We start from the raw sequence: 15,573 nt of genomic DNA, 5'->3' as shown, positions 1-15,573 counted from the left end.
GCGCCGCCGCCGAGGCGCCCGCCGCGCCCAAGACACCCGCCGCCCCGGCCCGAGCCGAGGCTGCGCCGCCGACCCGCACGGCGTCCGGCGCCGCGTCCTCGCGCTCCGGCGCGTCGGCGCCGCAGCGCTCGGCCGGCGGCTCGGCCCGCCCCGGCCAGGGTTCCAGCCAGAGTTCCGGCCCGGCCGGCCGTCCCGGCGCAGGCGGTGATGCCCGCCGCGCCGGCGGCCCTCCCGGCCGCTCCACCCAGCAGCGTCCCGGCGGCTCGGGCGTGGTGCTGCGCACCCTCACCGACGAGGAGCGCAACGCCCGCGCCAGCGCGCTCGCCGACGCCCGCGCCCGCGCCGTGGAAGAGCAGCGCATGGCCGAGGAGCGCCGCGCCGCGGAGGCCGAGGCCCGCCGCCGCGCCGAGCGCGACCGCACCGAACGCGCCGAGCGCGAGGCCGCCGAAGCGCGCAAGCGCGAGGAGGAGAGCCGCCGCGCCCACGACGACGAGAGCAAGCGCCGCGCCGAGCAGGAGGCGCGCAAGCGCTTCGGCGAGGAGCAGGGCGCCCGTCCCGCCGGCGGCGCCGCGACCACCACCGCCACGACAGCCCGCCCGCTCACCCCCCGCCCGGCCGGCACGACCGAGAGCGAGGAAGAGGAGCGCCGCGGCGCGGTCCGCCGCGGCCCCGGCGCGCGTCCGGCTCCGCCCGTCAAGGTTCCCCGCGCCCCCGCCGGCCAGGAGAAGCAGCGCGGCCGCCTCACCCTCGTCACTGCCCAGTCGGGCGAGGAGGAGCGCCAGCGTTCGCTCGCCTCGTTCCGCCGCCGCACCCAGCGCATGACCGGCCACCGGCAGCAGGAGACCAAGGAAAAGATCGCCCGCGAGGTGATCCTGCCCGAGACCATCACCATCCAGGAACTCGCCAACCGCATGTCCGAACGGGCGGTCGACGTGATCCGGATGCTGATGAAGCAGGGCCAGATGCTGAAGATCACCGACGTGGTCGACGCCGACACCGCCGAGCTGATCGCCACCGATCTCGGCCACACGGTGCGCCGCGTGTCGGAGTCGGACGTCGAGGAAGGCCTGTTCGACACGCCGGACGCGATGGAGACCATGCTGCCGCGCCCTGCCGTCGTGACCATCATGGGTCACGTCGACCACGGCAAGACCTCGCTGCTGGACGCCATCCGCAAGGCCAACGTGGTGTCCGGAGAAGCCGGCGGCATCACCCAGCACATCGGCGCCTACCAGGTGACCGCGCCCTCGGGCTCGAAGATCACCTTCATCGACACCCCCGGCCATGCCGCCTTCACCGCCATGCGCGCCCGCGGCGCCAAGGTGACGGACATCGTGGTGCTGGTGGTGGCGGCGGACGACGGCGTGATGCCCCAGACCGTGGAGGCCATCAACCACGCCCGCGCCGCCAAGGTGCCGCTGATCGTGGCCATCAACAAGATCGACAAGCCCGGCGCCAAGCCCGAGCGGGTGCGCACCGAGCTGCTCCAGCACGAGGTGCAGGTGGAGAGCATGGGCGGCGAGACGCTCGAGGTGGAGGTGTCCGCCAAGGAGCGCCTCAACCTCGACAAGCTGCTCGAGGCCATCGCGCTGCAGTCGGAACTGCTGGACCTCAAGGCCAATCCGGACCGCCCCGCCGAGGGCACGGTGGTGGAAGCCAAGCTCGACCGCGGCCGGGGCCCCGTGGCCACCGTCCTGGTCCAGCGCGGCACGCTGAAGGTCGGCGACATCGTGGTGGCCGGCGCCGAATGGGGCCGCGCGCGCGCCCTCATCTCGGATACCGGCGCCAACGTGGATTCGGCGGGACCGTCCTTCCCGGCCGAGGTGCTGGGCTTCAACGGCACCCCGGAGGCGGGCGACCGCCTCGCCGTGGTGGAGAACGAGGCCCGGGCCCGCGAGATCACCGAATACCGCCAGCGCCAGAAGCGCGAGAAGGCGGCGGCGCGGTCGGCGACCGTGCGCGGCTCGCTCGAGCAGATGATGAGCCAGGTCAAGGCGACCGGCCGGAAGGAATTCCCGCTCATCATCAAGGGCGACGTGTCGGGCTCGGTGGAAGCCATCATCGGCGCGCTGGAGAAGGTCGGCAACGACGAGGTGCAGGCCCGCATCATCCATTCGGGAGCGGGCGGCATCAACGAGAGCGACGTGACGCTGGCGGAGACCTCCGGCGCCGCGATCATCGCCTTCAACGTCCGCGCCAACAAGGAAGCGCGCGACGCGGCCGACCGGGCGGGCATCGAGATCCGCTACTACAACATCATCTACGACCTCGTGGATGACGTGAAGAAGGCCATGAGCGGCCTGCTCGCGCCCATCAACCGCGAGACCATGCTGGGCAACGCCCTCATCAAGGAGATCTTCGCGGTCTCCAAGGTGGGCAAGGTGGCCGGCTGCACCGTCACCGACGGCGTCGTGGAGAAGGGCCAGCACGTGCGCCTCATCCGCGACAACGTGGTGATCCACGAGGGTAAGCTTGCCACGCTCAACCGCTTCAAGGATGCGGTGAACACGGTGCATGCGGGCCAGGACTGCGGCATGTCGTTCGAGAACTACCAGGACATGCGTGCGGGCGACGTGATCGAGTGCTTCCGCGTCGAGGTGGTCCAGCGCTCGCTGTGAGACGGGACGCTCTTCGCTGAACCGTCATGGCCGGGCTTGTCCCGGCCATCCACGCCCGGCGGCCGGGCACAAGCGTGCAGGCCTCCTGCAGGCGGCGCGGCGTGGATGCCCGGAACGAGCCCGGGCATGGCCTGTCGAGCCGAGGCGGCGCTTGCCACGACGAATCCAACCGGAGCGGCACGGTCCAACCCCGCCCGCTCCCCCTTGAAGGAGAAGGTGCCGCGGCCCAGGCCCGGCGCCCAAAGAGAACAGACCCATGAAACCTGATACCCGCACGGGGGGCGGCCCCTCCCAGCGCATGCTGCGCGTGGGCGAGCTGGTGCGTCACGCCCTCGCCCAGGTGCTCCAGCGCGGCGACCATGTGGACCCGGTGCTGGCCGGCCACATCATCACGGTGCCGGAAGTGCGCATGTCGCCGGACCTGAAGATCGCCACCTGCTACGTGATGCCGCTCGGCGGCAAGGACGTGCGGCCGGTGATCAAGGCGCTGGCTGCGAACCGCAAGGCCCTGCGCATGGAGATCGCGCGCCTGGTGGAGCTGAAGTCCGTGCCGGACCTGCGGTTCCTGGAGGACACCTCGTTCGCCGAGGCCGCCCGCATGGACGCGCTGCTGCGCTCGCCGCAGGTGGCGCGCGACATCGACCATCCGACCGACGCCCCCGAACCCCGCGACGACGAGACCGACAAAGAATGACCGCCGCAGCCACCGCTCCGCGTCCCGAACCCACCGAGCCGCGCGACGGCGCCCCCCGCGAGGGCGTGATGCTCCCCGACGCCATGCCGCGCGAGGGGGTGCCGCGCGAGGGGATGCCCCGCGGCCAGCGCGGCCGCGACGATCGCCCGCGCAGCCCGAAGCGCGACCTCGACGGCTGGGTGCTGCTCGACAAGCCCACCGGCCTCACGTCCACCCAGGCGGTGAGCATCGTCAAGCGCCTGTTCGGGGCCAAGAAGGCGGGCCATGCGGGCACGCTCGACCCGCTCGCCTCCGGCTGCCTGCCGATCGCCTTCGGCGAGGCCACCAAGACCGTTCCTTACGTGATGGACGGCCGCAAGTCCTACCGCTTCACGGTGCGCTTCGGCATCGAGACCGACACCGACGATGCCGAGGGCAAGCCGGTGACGACCGACGAGCGCCGGCCCGACGACCTCGACATCCGCGCCATGCTGGAGGCCTTCAAGGGCGAGATCCTGCAGGTGCCGCCGGCCTATTCGGCGCTCAAGATCGGCGGCGAGCGCGCCTACGACCTCGCCCGCGAGGGCGAAGAGGTGGTGCTGGAGGCGCGCCCCGTCACCATTCATTCCATCGCCCTCGTGGACCGGCCGGACGCCGACCACGCGGTGATCGAGGCGGAGTGCGGCAAGGGCACCTATGTGCGCGCCATCGCCCGCGACCTCGGCCGCATGCTCGGCTGCCGCGGCCATGTGAGCGCGCTGCGGCGCACCCGCGTCGGCGCCTTCCTGGAGGAGGATCTCGTTCCGCTCGACGAACTGAAAGCGCGCGCCGAGGATGGCGAGGCGGCGCTCGCCGAAGCGCTGGACCCGGTGGAGATCGCGCTGGAGGAGCTGGCGCGCCTCAACGTCACCCCGCCCGACGCCCACCGCCTGCGCTGCGGCCAGAGCGTGATCCTGCGCGGACGCGACGCGCCGGTGATGCACGGCCATGCGGGCGTGTTCTGCCAGGGCGCCCTGATCGCCATCGGCGACGTGGAGGGCGGCGAGGTGTTCCCCCACCGCGTATTCAACTGGGCGCGCCAGGGCGGCAAGGGAGGCGGCAAGGGAGGCGGCAATGGAGGCGGCAAAGGCGCGGGCAGGGGGCCGGGCAAAGGCGGCAACCGCGGCGAACATCGCGGCGAGGCCGGCGGCGGCCAGCACGGAGAGTGAGGCCGGCGCCCTCGCGCGGGGCGCCGCTCTGCTACACTCCGCTCTGCTACACTTTGGGGCTGCGGCCGGGGCGACCCCGCCTCGGTCGATGACCGCCCCAGCCCGAGGTGTCCCATGACGGCCTCCCCCGCCATCCGCCGCCCGCCCGCCGGCCACGTCGCCTGCGGGCTGCTCGCCGGCGTCCTCGCGGTCATGGCGAGCCTTCCGGCGTCGGCTCAGAGCCGGTGCCGGGCCGCCGACCCCACGGGGACACCGCTCAATGTGCGCAGCGGCCCCTATGGCGACATCCTCGGCCAGGTGAAGAACGGCACCTTGGTGCGCATCGAGGCCGACGCCACCGACGGCAAGGGCAAGACGTGGGCCTATGTGGTCGCCATCGACACCGGCCAGCCGCTGGGCTGGGTGTTCCGCGACTATCTCGCCTGCTCCTGAGGGCGGCGCCCGAGTTGCAACATTCCGCTGGCACGCTGCGGGCAAATATGTATAGTCCGCCGCGCGAGCGGTGCCTTCGGCGCCGCATTTCGCGCTTGTTCGACCGCGCTGGACGACATCCCGGCCAGGCCGAACGTGCACCGGACGCCCCCCCGGCTCGATCGCGCGGGCTTCGGTGCACCCTTATTTCTCCATCTGAAAGGATCATCCGATGTCGATCACGGCCGAGCGCAAGCAGGCGCTCATCACCGAATATGCCACCAAGGGCGGCGACACCGGCTCGCCGGAGGTGCAGGTGGCGATCCTCACCGTGCGGATCTCGAACCTCACCGAGCACTTCAAGACCCACGCCAAGGACAACCATTCGCGCCGCGGCCTGCTGAAGCTGGTCTCCCAGCGCCGCAGCCTCCTCGACTATCTGAAGAAGAAGGACGAGGGGCGCTACAAGTCCCTGATCGAGCGTCTCGGCATCCGCCGCTGACGCCCCCTCCCGCCGCCGGCCGGAAGGGCCGGCGCTGCGGAATATCGCGCGCTGCGATCCATCGCGGCGCGCCGGCGCGGCGGGCATGGGGCCTGCCGCGGGCACGCGAAGGCAGAAATCGAGCCATGGCAGGATCGCCGGACGCAACCGTCGGAGGGGCCCCGTGACGCGCCCTGCCGCGCGGCGCGTCCGGCCGTCTTGCTCATGGCTCTTTTTCTTCGTCCGCTGAAGAGAAAGACCACACGATGTTCGACATCCATCGCGAAGAGCTGGACTGGGGCGGCCGCACGCTGATCCTGGAGACCGGCAAGATGGCCCGCCAGGCCGACGGCTCCGTGCTCGCCACCTACGGCGACACCAAGGTTCTCGCCACCGTCGTCTCGGCGAAGGAGCCGAAGCCGGGCCAGGACTTCTTCCCCCTGACCGTGAACTACCAGGAAAAGACCTACGCGGCCGGCCGCATCCCCGGCGGCTACTTCAAGCGCGAGGGCCGTCCCTCCGAGAAGGAGACGCTGGTCTCGCGCCTGATCGACCGCCCGATCCGCCCCCTGTTCCCGGACGGCTACAAGTGCGACACCCAGGTGGTCGTCACCGTTCTGGCGCATGACCTCGAGAACGACCCCGACGTCGTCGCGCTGGTCGCCTCCTCGGCGGCCCTCACCCTCTCCGGCGTGCCCTTCATGGGCCCGGTGGGCGCGGCGCGCGTCGGCTTCATCGAGAACGAGTACGTGCTCAACCCCACCCTCGACGAGGTGAAGGAGAGCGCGCTCGACCTGGTCGTCGCCGGCACGGGCGACGCGGTGCTGATGGTGGAGTCCGAGGCCAAGGAACTGCCCGAGGAGATCATGCTCGGCGCGGTGATGTTCGGCCACCGCCACTTCCAGCCGGTGATCCAGGCCATCATCAATCTGGCCGAGAAGGCCGCCAAGGAGCCGCGCAACTTCCAGCCGGCCGACGTCTCCGCGATCGAGGCGAAGGTCAAGGAGATCGCCGAGGCCGACCTGCGCGACGCCTACAAGATCAAGCAGAAGCAGGACCGCTACGCCGCCGTCGGCGCTGCCAAGTCCAAGGTGAAGAAATATTACGAGGAGCTGGCGCAGGACGGCACGCAGGTGCCGAACCCGCAGGTGGTCTCCGAGGTGTTCAAGGCGCTCGAAGCCAACATCGTGCGCTGGGCCATCCTGAACGACGGCATCCGCATCGACGGCCGCGACGTGCGCACCGTGCGCCCGATCGTCTCCGAGGTCGGCATCCTGCCGCGCGCCCACGGCTCCGCTTTGTTCACCCGCGGCGAGACGCAGGCCCTCGTGGTCGCCACCCTCGGCACCGGCGAGGACGAGCAGTTCATCGACAGCCTGGAAGGCACCTACAAGGAGCACTTCCTGCTGCACTACAACTTCCCGCCCTTCTCCGTGGGCGAGACCGGCCGCATGGGCTCGCCCGGCCGCCGCGAGATCGGCCACGGCAAGCTCGCCTGGCGCGCCATCCACCCCATGCTGCCGCTGAAGCACGAGTTCCCCTACACCCTGCGCGTGGTGTCGGAGATCCTCGAGTCCAACGGCTCGTCCTCCATGGCCACCGTCTGCGGCACTTCGCTGGCGCTGATGGATGCGGGCGTGCCGCTGCGCCGCCCGGTGGCGGGCATCGCCATGGGCCTGATCCTGGAAGGCGACAAGTTCGCCGTGCTCTCCGACATCCTCGGCGACGAGGACCACCTCGGCGACATGGACTTCAAGGTGGCCGGCACCGAGCAGGGCGTGACCTCGCTCCAGATGGACATCAAGATCGCCGGCATCACCGAGGAGATCATGAAGGTCGCCCTCACCCAGGCGAAGGACGGCCGCGTCCACATCCTCGGCGAGATGGCGAAGGCCCTCACCACCGCCCGCGCGGAACTCGGCGAGCACGCCCCGCGCATCGAGGTGATGAAGATCGCCGTGGACAAGATCCGCGAAGTGATCGGCTCCGGCGGCAAGGTGATCCGCGAGATCGTCGAGAAGACCGGCGCCAAGATCAACATCGAGGACGACGGCACCATCAAGATCGCCTCCGCCAATGGCGAGGCCATCAAGGCCGCCATCAACTGGATCAAGTCCATCGCTTCCGAGCCGGAAGTGGGACAGATCTACGAGGGCACGGTCGTGAAGGTGGTGGACTTCGGCGCCTTCGTGAACTTCTTCGGCTCCAAGGACGGCCTCGTCCACGTGTCGCAGATGGCCAACGAGCGCGTGGCGAAGCCCTCCGACGTCGTCAAGGAAGGCGACAAGGTGAAGGTGAAGCTCATGGGCTTCGACGAGCGCGGCAAGACCCGCCTGTCCATGAAGGTGGTCGACCAGACCACCGGCGAGGACCTCGAAGCCAAGGCCAAGGCCGAGCGCGAGGCCGGCTCCAAGGGCGAGGCCGGCGCGGCGGAGTGATCCCCGTTCCAGCGATGAACGAGAAGGGCGGCCGTGAGGCCGCCCTTCTTCGTTTCAGCACCCTGGTCATCCCGCATCATCCTTGGCGGGCGCACGCGGGCGCAAATACCGCGCGCGCGAATCATTTTTCTTCCTTATGGAATTTATTTGAGATAATATTCTCATAGAAATTTGAGGATCGCCATGCGCGCGCCCAACCACGCCCAGGCCTCCGCCAGCCCAGCCCCCTCCCCCTCCAGCCAGGGCGCCGTGCTGACCAAGGCGCTGCTGCGGGCCGCCGAGCGGCTCGCCGTGAATGCGCAGACGCTGGCCGCAATCATCGGCCTCAGCCCGCCGACGCTCACGCGCATGAAGAAGGGCGAATTCACGCTGGAGGCGGGCAGCAAGCCGTTCGAGCTGGCGCTGCTGTTCGTGCGCCTGTTCCGCTCGCTCGACGCCATCACCGGCGGCGACGAGGCGATCGCCCGCGCCTGGCTCGCCAATCCCAACACCGCCCTCGACGGGACGCCCATCGAGAAGGTCCGAACCATCAGCGGGCTGATCGATGTCATCGCCTATCTGGACGCCCGGCGCGCTGTCGTCTGAGGCGCGGCCCTATGCCGGGCGCTGCTGGCGCCTGGTGGAGGCGCAGCACCTCACCTCGACGCTCAAGCTGGTGGACACGCTGGACGAGCAGCGCGTGCTGGAGGAGATGATCGAGGCCACCAAGCCGGCGGTGCCGCCGGACTGCCGGCATCTCGACTACCTGCTCTCGACCCCGTTCCGCTACGCGCCGCCCTATCCGCGCGGCTCGCGCTTCCGCCGCGCCGGGCGCACGGCCGGGGTCTATTACGCCGCCGAGCGGCCACAGACGGCGGTGGCCGAGCTCGCCTTCTACCGGCTGCTGTTCTTCGCCGAATCGCCCACGACCCCGTGGCCCGAGAATGCCGGCCAGTACACCGCTTTCGCCGCCGAGGTGGCGAGCGCGCGGCACCTCGACCTCACGGCACCCCAGCTCAGCCGGGACGCGCCGGCATGGACCGCCCTGGTCGACTACGCGCCGTGCCAGGGCCTCGCGGATGCCGCACGGGCGGCCGAGGTGGAGATCCTGCGCTACCGGTCCGTGCGCGATCCCGATGCGGGGGCGAACCTTGCTGTGCTCGCCTGCGCCGCCTTCGCCGCGCGGGAGCCTGCGGAGCGGCGTACCTGGCACATCCTGGCCGGCCCGTCCGGCATCGCCGCGGTGTGCGAGTTCCCGCGCCAGCACCTCGCCTTCGGGCGCGACGCGTTCGCGGCCGACCCGCGCCTGAAGGAAATGCGCTGGGAGCGGTAGGGCGCGCCCGTCAGAACAGCTTCAGGCCCGGTGGCAGGGCGAGGCCGCCGGTGAGCGCCTGCATCTTCTCCTGCATCACCCGCTCGGCCTTGCCGCGGGCGTCCGCCAAGGCGGCGACGATGAGGTCCTCCAGGATCTCGGTCTCCTCCGGCTTCACCAGAGAAGGGTCGATGCGCACCGCCTTGCACTCGCCCTTGGCGGTGACGGTGACGCTGACGAGTCCGCCGCCCGCGGAGCCCGCAACCTCGATGGTCTCCATCTCCGCCTGCATCTGCTGCATGCGGTCCTGAAGCTCCTTGGCCTGCTTCATCATGCCCATCAGGTCGCGCATCGGCTCTCGCCTCCCATTCTCAATATTCGATCTCGTCGTCCGGCCCCGGTCCCATCTGGAGGTCCTCCTCCATGGGGGGCAGGGCCTCCGCGCCGGCGATCTCGGCGGGGTCGGCTCTGGACCGCACGTCCACCACCTCGGCGCCGGGGAAGCGGGCGAGCACGGCGGCCACCAGAGGATGGGCCTTGATGCCCTCCTCGCGCTCGGCCTTGCGGGCGGCATTCTCCTCCGCCAGCGTCGGGCCGCCCTCGCGGCTCGCGAGGGAGACGAGCCAGCGCCGGCCGGTCCATTCGGACAGCTTGCGCGAGAGGTCCTGAACCACGCTCGCCTGCGCGCCCCGCACCAGCGAGACCTCGATGCGCCCCTCCTCCATATGCACCGGGCGCAGCTGGTGCTCCACCGCGTGCTTCAGCAGCAAATCGCGCTTCTCGGCGCAGAGGCGCGCGACATCCGCGAGATCGGCGAGCCGGGGGCCGGCGACGGCTGGTTCCGGCCGCGCCATGGCGGGCGCGCGCACGGGGGCAGAGGTCGGCGCCGGGGCGAGCGCGAGCCGCGCGCCGGACGATGTGGCGGCCATGGGGCCGCCTTGTCCGCCGGTGCCGCTGCCTGCCGGGCCGCGCGCCTCGCTCCCGCTGCCGCCCTGGTCGCGCAATTGGCGCAGCGCCTCGTCGGGGGTGGGAAGATCGGCCGCGTAGCCGAGGCGCACAAGCACCATCTCCGCCGCCTGGGCGGGCTTGGGCGCCTGCTGCACCTCGCCGACGCCCTTGGTGAGCATCTGCCAGGCCCGCGCCAGAACGCGCATGGACAGGCCCTGCGCCATCTCGGCGCCGCGCAGGCGCTCGGCCTCCACCAGAGCGGCGTCCTCGGCGCTCTGCGGCACGATCTTGAGGCGGGTGACGAGGTGCGTGAATTCGGCGAGGTCGGTGAGGATCACCGCCGGATCGGCGCCGGCGTCGTACTGGTCGCGGAACTCGCCCAGCGCACGCGCCATCTCGCCCTTCATGAGCGCCTCGAACAGGTCGATGACGCGCCCCTTGTCGGCGAGGCCGAGCAGGCGCCGCACCTCTTCCGCGCTCACCCTGCCGCCGCCATGGGCGATGGCCTGGTCGAGCAGCGAGAGCGAATCGCGCACCGAGCCTTCCGCCGCCCGCGCGACGATGGCGAGCGCCTCCGGCTCGATGGTCACGCCTTCCTTGGCGCAGATGCCCGACAGGTGCGCGGCGAGTTCCCCCGCCTCCACGCGGCGCAGGTCGAAGCGCTGGCAGCGCGACAGCACCGTGACCGGCACCTTGCGGATCTCGGTGGTGGCGAAGATGAACTTCACATGCTCCGGCGGCTCCTCCAGCGTCTTCAGCAGCCCGTTGAAGGCCGCCGTGGAGAGCATGTGCACCTCGTCGATGATGTAGACCTTGTAGCGCGCCATCACCGGGCGGTAGCGCGCGCTCTCGATGATCTCGCGGATGTCGTTGATGGAGGTGTTGGACGCGGCATCCATCTCCATCACGTCCACGTGGCGCGATTCGACGATGTCGCGGCAGTGGCGGCCGAAGGCGGAGAGGTCGAGCGTCGGCCCGCCGGGGGCGCCGTCCGCCGGCTCGTAATTGAGCGCGCGGGCGAGGATGCGGGCGGTGGTGGTCTTGCCCACCCCGCGCACGCCGGTGAGGATATAGGCCTGGGCGATGCGCCCCGAGGCGAAGGCGTTGCGCAGCGTGCGCACCATCGCCTCCTGGCCGATCAGGTCCTCGAAATTCTGCGGCCGGTATTTGCGGGCGAGCACCCTATAGGGCGCGGGCGCGGCCGCAGGCGCGGGGCGCGCGGGCGCGGCATCGGCCAGGCCGAGGTCGAGGCCCGGGCCGTCCTGCTCCTCGTCGCTGCGCTGCTGATCGCTCATCCTGCCGCCTTCGGGGCCGCCGATGGCCCTCCCCCCATACATAGCATCGCGCACGCAGGCGTCGATGGTCGGGCGGGCAAATCCCCGTCGTCCACGGCCACGGACGGCCGTCCGGGATACCGCCGCGCGGCACGCCCTGCGGCGCGAATGGCGCAGCGACGGGGCGCGGCAACAGGGCTCGCGAAAGGAAAGGGGTGGGAGGCTGGACGAAGACCCGAGACCGGGCTCGTTGGGGCTGCTTCCTTCCGGACCTGACCCGGTTGGCGAGTGGCTCGTCCACCGCCAACCTCCCGGCCCCTATATGGGCGAGCGGGCGGAGGATGGCAAGCGGGGCGCCCTCACGCCAGCGCGCGGTGCCGCTCGGCCGCGGCTGTGAGGCCCTGCGGCCCGGTCACGCCGTCCACCACGAGGCCGGTATAGATGTCCACCAGCTGGTCCTGGCTGAGCCGGCCGCCGGGCCGGTACCACATGCAGATGCCGGTGAGCATGGAGATGATGGCGTAGGTGGCGACCTTCGGCTCGGCGATCCGGAACACGCCGGCCTGCGCCCCCGCGCGCAGCGTGTCCTCCAGCAGGTTCTCGTAGCGCCGGCGCAGCCCCACCACCATGGCCCGGTGGTCGTCGTCGAGGCTCCTGATCTCCATGTTGGCGATGAAGACATGAGCCATGCGCTGCATGTGGTAGCGCAGATGGAAGGCCGAGAACGCCTTCAGCCGCGCCATCGGGTCGTCGATGCCGGCGAGGTCCGCCTCCGCCTTCGCCAGCAGGTCCGCCATGTGCTCGCGCACGATGTCGAACAGCAGCGACTGCTTGTTGTCGAAATATTTGTAGAGCGAGCCCGACTGGAGCCCCACCTCGGCCGCCAGTTGCCGCAGGCTCATGGCCTCGTAGCCGTGCCGGTAGATGAGCGTCACGCCCGCCTGCCGGATGGCCTCCGCAGTGCGGGCGCCGTTTGATCCGATGGTGCGCGCCATGGCCTCTTCAGCGTCTGCCTCTCAACGTCCATCCCGGCCTTGCTGCGGCCCCTGGGTGGTGATTGGATTGCGCCCGGAGCGCAACCGCGCGTGGGATCGGAATGTCTTAGACTGAAGTCTGAGACGCCGCCACGCAAGGGCATCCTGCGACAAGAAATGCCGCTTGACCAGAATAAAAAAGAACGCTTGATTGTTTCCTGAAGCCCGACGTTACGATCGGGCAGGCGCCGAGCCAACGCGATACGCGGGGCGCCACATGGAGGGCGGCAGGGCCGAACCTCCGGGACAGATAGGGAGGACGGCTTGAGCACCACGAACGTGGTTCCCCAGGCGCGCGCGGATTCGCACGCCATCCTGGACGTGGACAACATCTCCCTGCGATTCGGCGGCCTGAAGGCGCTCTCCGACGTGAGCTTCCACGTGAAGCCCGGCGAGCTGTTCTCCATCATCGGCCCCAACGGCGCCGGCAAGACCTCCATGCTCAACTGCATCTCCGGGCGCTATTCGCCCACCGAGGGGCGGGTGCGCTTCGAGGGGCGCGACATCACCAAGCTCAAGCCCAACAAGCGGGCCGCCATCGGCATCGGCCGCACGTTCCAGAACCTCGCTCTGTTCAGCCACATGAGCGTGCTCGACAACATCATGGTCGGGCGCCACCATTTGTTGAAGAACAACTTCTTCTCCGGCGCGATCTACTGGATCGGCGGCGCCCAGAAGGAAGAGCTGGAGCACCGCAAGGCGGTCGAGAACGTCATCGACTTCCTTGAGATCCAGCATGTGCGCAAGGCCACCGCCGGCACGCTCTCCTACGGCCTCAGGAAGCGCGTGGAGCTCGCCCGCGCCGTGGCGCTGGAGCCGAAGATCATCCTCCTCGACGAGCCCATGGCGGGCATGAACCTCGAAGAGAAGGAGGACATGGCCCGCTACATCATCGACCTCAACGAGGAATGGGGCATGACCATCATCATGATCGAGCACGACATGGGGGTGGTGATGGACATCTCCCACCGGGTGATGGTGCTCGATTTCGGCCGCAAGATCGCCGAGGGCCTGCCGGCCGAGGTGCTCGCCAACGAGAATGTGCGCAAGGCCTATCTCGGCGAGGACGACCTCGAGATCGACGGCGCGTCGGTCCACGAAGACGAAGTGGCGTGAGGGCCGCGCACATGACCCTGCCCGACATCACCCGCTACGACACCCTGCCCAAGCTCCTGGAGTTGCACGCCGCCGAGCATGGCGGCGACATCTGGCTGCGCGAGAAGGACCTCGGCATCTGGAATGCCTACACCTGGGCCGAGGTGGCGCGCCGGGTGAGGCACATCGCGCTCGGCCTCACCGGCCTCGGCGTTTCCCGCGGCGACGTGGTGGCGCTGCTCGGCGACAACCGCCCGGAATGGCTGATGGGCGAGGTCGCGGCCCACGCGCTCGGCGGCATGAGCCTCGGCATCTACCGCGACGCTCTGGCCGACGAGGTGGCCTATCTCATCACCTATGCGGACGTGGCCGTGGTGTTCGCCGAGGACGAGGAGCAGGTGGACAAGCTGCTCCAGCTCGAAGAGAAGATCCCCACCGTCCGCCACATCGTCTATTCCGACCCGCGCGGCATCCGCAAATACGACGATCCGCGCCTCGTCTCGCTGGAAAGTCTGGAGGAGCAGGGCCGCGCCCGCGACGCGGCGGCGCCCTCCGCCTATGCGGACATGGTGGCGGCCGGCAAGGGCGACGACGTCGCCATCCTGTGCACCACCTCGGGCACCACCTCCCACCCCAAGCTCGCCATGCTGACCGGCGGCGCGCTGCTGCGCCACTGCAAGGCCTACCTCGCCATGGACCCGCGCGGGCCCGACGACGAGTATGTCAGCGTGCTCCAGATGCCCTGGATCATGGAGCAGATCTACGCGTTCGGCCAGGCGATCCTCTCCCGCATGAAGGTGAACTTCGTGGAGGAGCCGGAGACCATGATGGCCGACATGCGCGAGATCGGCCCGACCTTCGTGCTGTTCGCCCCGCGCGTGTGGGAGCAGATCGCCGCCGACGTGCGCGCCCGCATGATGGACGCCTCGGCGCTCAAGCGCGCCATGTTCCACTTCGGCATGGCGCTCGGCCTCAAGGCGCTGGAGCGCGGCCAGCGCTCGGCGCTCGCCGACTTCATCCTGTTCCGCGCCTTGCGCGACCGGCTCGGCTTCACTCGCCTGAAGTCCGCCGCCACCGGCGGCGCGGCGCTCGGGCCCGACACCTTCCGCTTCTTCCTGGCGCTGGGCGTGCCCATGCGCCAGCTCTACGGCCAGACCGAGCTGCTCGGCGCCTACACCCTGCACCAGGCCGCCGACGTAGACTTCGACACCGTCGGCGTGCCCATGGAGGGGGTGGAGATCCGCATCGACGACCCCGATCCCAATGGCCTCGGCGAGGTGGTCACGCGCCACCCCAACATGTTCACCGGCTATTTCGGCAATGCCGAGGAGACGGCGAAGTCGTTCGCGGAAGAAGGCTGGATGCGCACCGGCGACGCCGGCTATTTCAACGACAAGGGCCATCTGGTGGTCATCGACCGCATCCGCGACATGGCCAAGACCACGCAGGGCGACCGCTTCTCGCCGCAGTACATCGAGAACAAGCTGAAGTTCTCGCCCTATGTGGCCGAGGCGGTGATCCTCGGCGACGGGCGCGAGAGCCTCGCCGCGATCATCTGCATCCGCTTCTCCATCGTCTCGAAATGGGCGGAGAAGCAGCGCATCGCCTTCACCACCTATACCGACCTCTCCGCGAAGCCGGAGGTCATCGCCCTCCTGCGCAAGGAGGTGGAGGAAGTGAACAAGACGCTGGCCGCGAAGCAGCGCGTCTCCCGCTTCCTGCTGCTCTACAAGGAGCTGGACGCGGACGACGGCGAGCTGACCCGCACCCGCAAGGTGCGCCGCGGCGTCATCAACGAGCGCTACGGCACCATCATCGACGCCATGTATCAGGGCGCGAAGGTGATCGACGTGGACACCACCATCACCTTCCAGGACGGCACCAAACAGCGCATCAAGACCAAGCTCGACGTGGTCGAGCTGGACACCCGCGCCGGCACCGCCGCCACCGAAGCCAAAAGGAGGGCGGCGTGATGGACCGTTGCCGCGATCACCGCGCTGCTCGCTCTCCCCTCGCGGGAGAGGGTTGGGGTGAGGGGGCGCTTGCGCTCGCCCTTGCCTCGCAGCCCCCCGCGCCGACGTCCTCACCCCTCACCCCCGCCC

13 protein-coding genes and 1 other RNA gene are annotated in these 15,573 nt (G+C 70.0%); 10 read left to right on the top strand and 4 right to left on the bottom strand.

What is annotated here, in order from left to right; translation table 11 throughout:
- The 8 genes from infB to D9R14_RS19510 all read left to right on the top strand — a co-directional run.
- Positions 1–2,618: translation initiation factor IF-2 (gene infB / locus D9R14_RS19550; RefSeq protein WP_245420900.1), on the top strand; the 2,618-nt coding region annotated here is incomplete at its 5' end.
- Between the two features lie 256 nt (positions 2,619–2,874).
- Positions 2,875–3,312 (top strand): 30S ribosome-binding factor RbfA, encoded by a 438-nt coding sequence (rbfA, locus tag D9R14_RS19540; RefSeq protein WP_121625029.1) that lies wholly within the window; start codon positions 2,875–2,877, stop codon positions 3,310–3,312.
- 83 nt (positions 3,313–3,395) lie between these two features.
- Complete coding sequence (truB, locus tag D9R14_RS19535) at positions 3,396–4,499, top strand: tRNA pseudouridine(55) synthase TruB (protein WP_394010923.1); 1,104 nt, start codon at positions 3,396–3,398, stop codon at positions 4,497–4,499.
- A 114-nt stretch (positions 4,500–4,613) separates the two neighbouring features.
- Complete coding sequence (locus D9R14_RS19530) at positions 4,614–4,931, top strand: SH3 domain-containing protein (RefSeq protein ID WP_121625028.1); 318 nt, start codon at positions 4,614–4,616, stop codon at positions 4,929–4,931.
- A gap of 211 nt (positions 4,932–5,142) precedes the next feature.
- Positions 5,143–5,412 (top strand): 30S ribosomal protein S15, encoded by a 270-nt coding sequence (gene rpsO / locus D9R14_RS19525; RefSeq protein ID WP_121625027.1) that lies wholly within the window; start codon positions 5,143–5,145, stop codon positions 5,410–5,412.
- Positions 5,413–5,657: 245 nt separating this feature from the next.
- On the top strand, positions 5,658–7,829 hold the full coding sequence (gene pnp / locus D9R14_RS19520; RefSeq protein WP_121625026.1) for a polyribonucleotide nucleotidyltransferase: 2,172 nt from the start codon (positions 5,658–5,660) through the stop codon (positions 7,827–7,829).
- A 183-nt stretch (positions 7,830–8,012) separates the two neighbouring features.
- Positions 8,013–8,414: an antitoxin Xre/MbcA/ParS toxin-binding domain-containing protein gene (locus D9R14_RS19515; RefSeq protein WP_121625025.1), complete on the top strand. Its 402-nt coding sequence runs from the start codon at positions 8,013–8,015 to the stop codon at positions 8,412–8,414.
- The gene (locus D9R14_RS19510) at positions 8,374–9,141 is read left to right on the top strand and encodes an RES family NAD+ phosphorylase (protein ID WP_121625024.1); all 768 of its coding nucleotides are present in this window, start codon (positions 8,374–8,376) and stop codon (positions 9,139–9,141) included. Before D9R14_RS19515 ends, D9R14_RS19510 begins: the two co-directional genes overlap by 41 nt.
- Before the next feature lie 10 nt (positions 9,142–9,151).
- Here the strand turns inward: D9R14_RS19510 and D9R14_RS19505 are convergent, their stop codons facing one another.
- From D9R14_RS19505 to D9R14_RS19490, 4 genes are all read right to left on the bottom strand, one after another.
- Entirely contained in the window at positions 9,152–9,472 is a 321-nt protein-coding gene (locus D9R14_RS19505; RefSeq protein ID WP_121625023.1) for a YbaB/EbfC family nucleoid-associated protein, read from the bottom strand.
- A 19-nt stretch (positions 9,473–9,491) separates the two neighbouring features.
- A complete protein-coding gene (locus D9R14_RS19500) occupies positions 9,492–11,363 on the bottom strand; it encodes a DNA polymerase III subunit gamma/tau (RefSeq protein ID WP_121625022.1) in 1,872 nt (623 codons plus the stop codon).
- A gap of 193 nt (positions 11,364–11,556) precedes the next feature.
- Positions 11,557–11,655, bottom strand: an RNA gene (ffs, locus tag D9R14_RS19495) — signal recognition particle sRNA small type.
- A gap of 46 nt (positions 11,656–11,701) precedes the next feature.
- A complete protein-coding gene (locus tag D9R14_RS19490; protein ID WP_121625021.1) occupies positions 11,702–12,337 on the bottom strand; it encodes a TetR/AcrR family transcriptional regulator in 636 nt (211 codons plus the stop codon).
- 351 nt (positions 12,338–12,688) lie between these two features.
- Between D9R14_RS19490 and D9R14_RS19485 the strand changes: the two genes are divergently transcribed.
- Both D9R14_RS19485 and D9R14_RS19480 read left to right on the top strand, forming a co-directional pair.
- Entirely contained in the window at positions 12,689–13,492 is an 804-nt protein-coding gene (locus D9R14_RS19485; protein ID WP_394010925.1) for an ABC transporter ATP-binding protein, read from the top strand.
- 11 nt (positions 13,493–13,503) lie between these two features.
- Positions 13,504–15,444, top strand: a complete 1,941-nt coding sequence (locus D9R14_RS19480) for a long-chain fatty acid--CoA ligase (protein ID WP_121625020.1) — start codon at positions 13,504–13,506, stop codon at positions 15,442–15,444.
- Positions 15,445–15,573: the final 129 nt, after the last annotated feature.

It is taken from the genome of Xanthobacter tagetidis (assembly GCF_003667445.1).
In the GTDB taxonomy this organism is placed as follows: Bacteria; Pseudomonadota; Alphaproteobacteria; order Rhizobiales; family Xanthobacteraceae; genus Xanthobacter; species Xanthobacter tagetidis.
This window is presented reverse-complemented; position numbering and strand designations above follow the sequence as displayed.

Coding starts and splice junctions, on each gene's coding strand:
- rbfA (WP_121625029.1), top strand. CDS start 2,875: ATGAAACCTGATACCCGCACGGGGGGCGGCCCCTCCCAGCGCATGCTG.
- truB (WP_394010923.1), top strand. CDS start 3,396: ATGCCGCGCGAGGGGGTGCCGCGCGAGGGGATGCCCCGCGGCCAGCGC.
- D9R14_RS19530 (WP_121625028.1), top strand. CDS start 4,614: ATGACGGCCTCCCCCGCCATCCGCCGCCCGCCCGCCGGCCACGTCGCC.
- rpsO (WP_121625027.1), top strand. CDS start 5,143: ATGTCGATCACGGCCGAGCGCAAGCAGGCGCTCATCACCGAATATGCC.
- pnp (WP_121625026.1), top strand. CDS start 5,658: ATGTTCGACATCCATCGCGAAGAGCTGGACTGGGGCGGCCGCACGCTG.
- D9R14_RS19515 (WP_121625025.1), top strand. CDS start 8,013: ATGCGCGCGCCCAACCACGCCCAGGCCTCCGCCAGCCCAGCCCCCTCC.
- D9R14_RS19510 (WP_121625024.1), top strand. CDS start 8,374: ATGTCATCGCCTATCTGGACGCCCGGCGCGCTGTCGTCTGAGGCGCGG.
- D9R14_RS19505 (WP_121625023.1), bottom strand. CDS start 9,472: ATGCGCGACCTGATGGGCATGATGAAGCAGGCCAAGGAGCTTCAGGAC.
- D9R14_RS19500 (WP_121625022.1), bottom strand. CDS start 11,363: ATGAGCGATCAGCAGCGCAGCGACGAGGAGCAGGACGGCCCGGGCCTC.
- D9R14_RS19490 (WP_121625021.1), bottom strand. CDS start 12,337: ATGGCGCGCACCATCGGATCAAACGGCGCCCGCACTGCGGAGGCCATC.
- D9R14_RS19480 (WP_121625020.1), top strand. CDS start 13,504: ATGACCCTGCCCGACATCACCCGCTACGACACCCTGCCCAAGCTCCTG.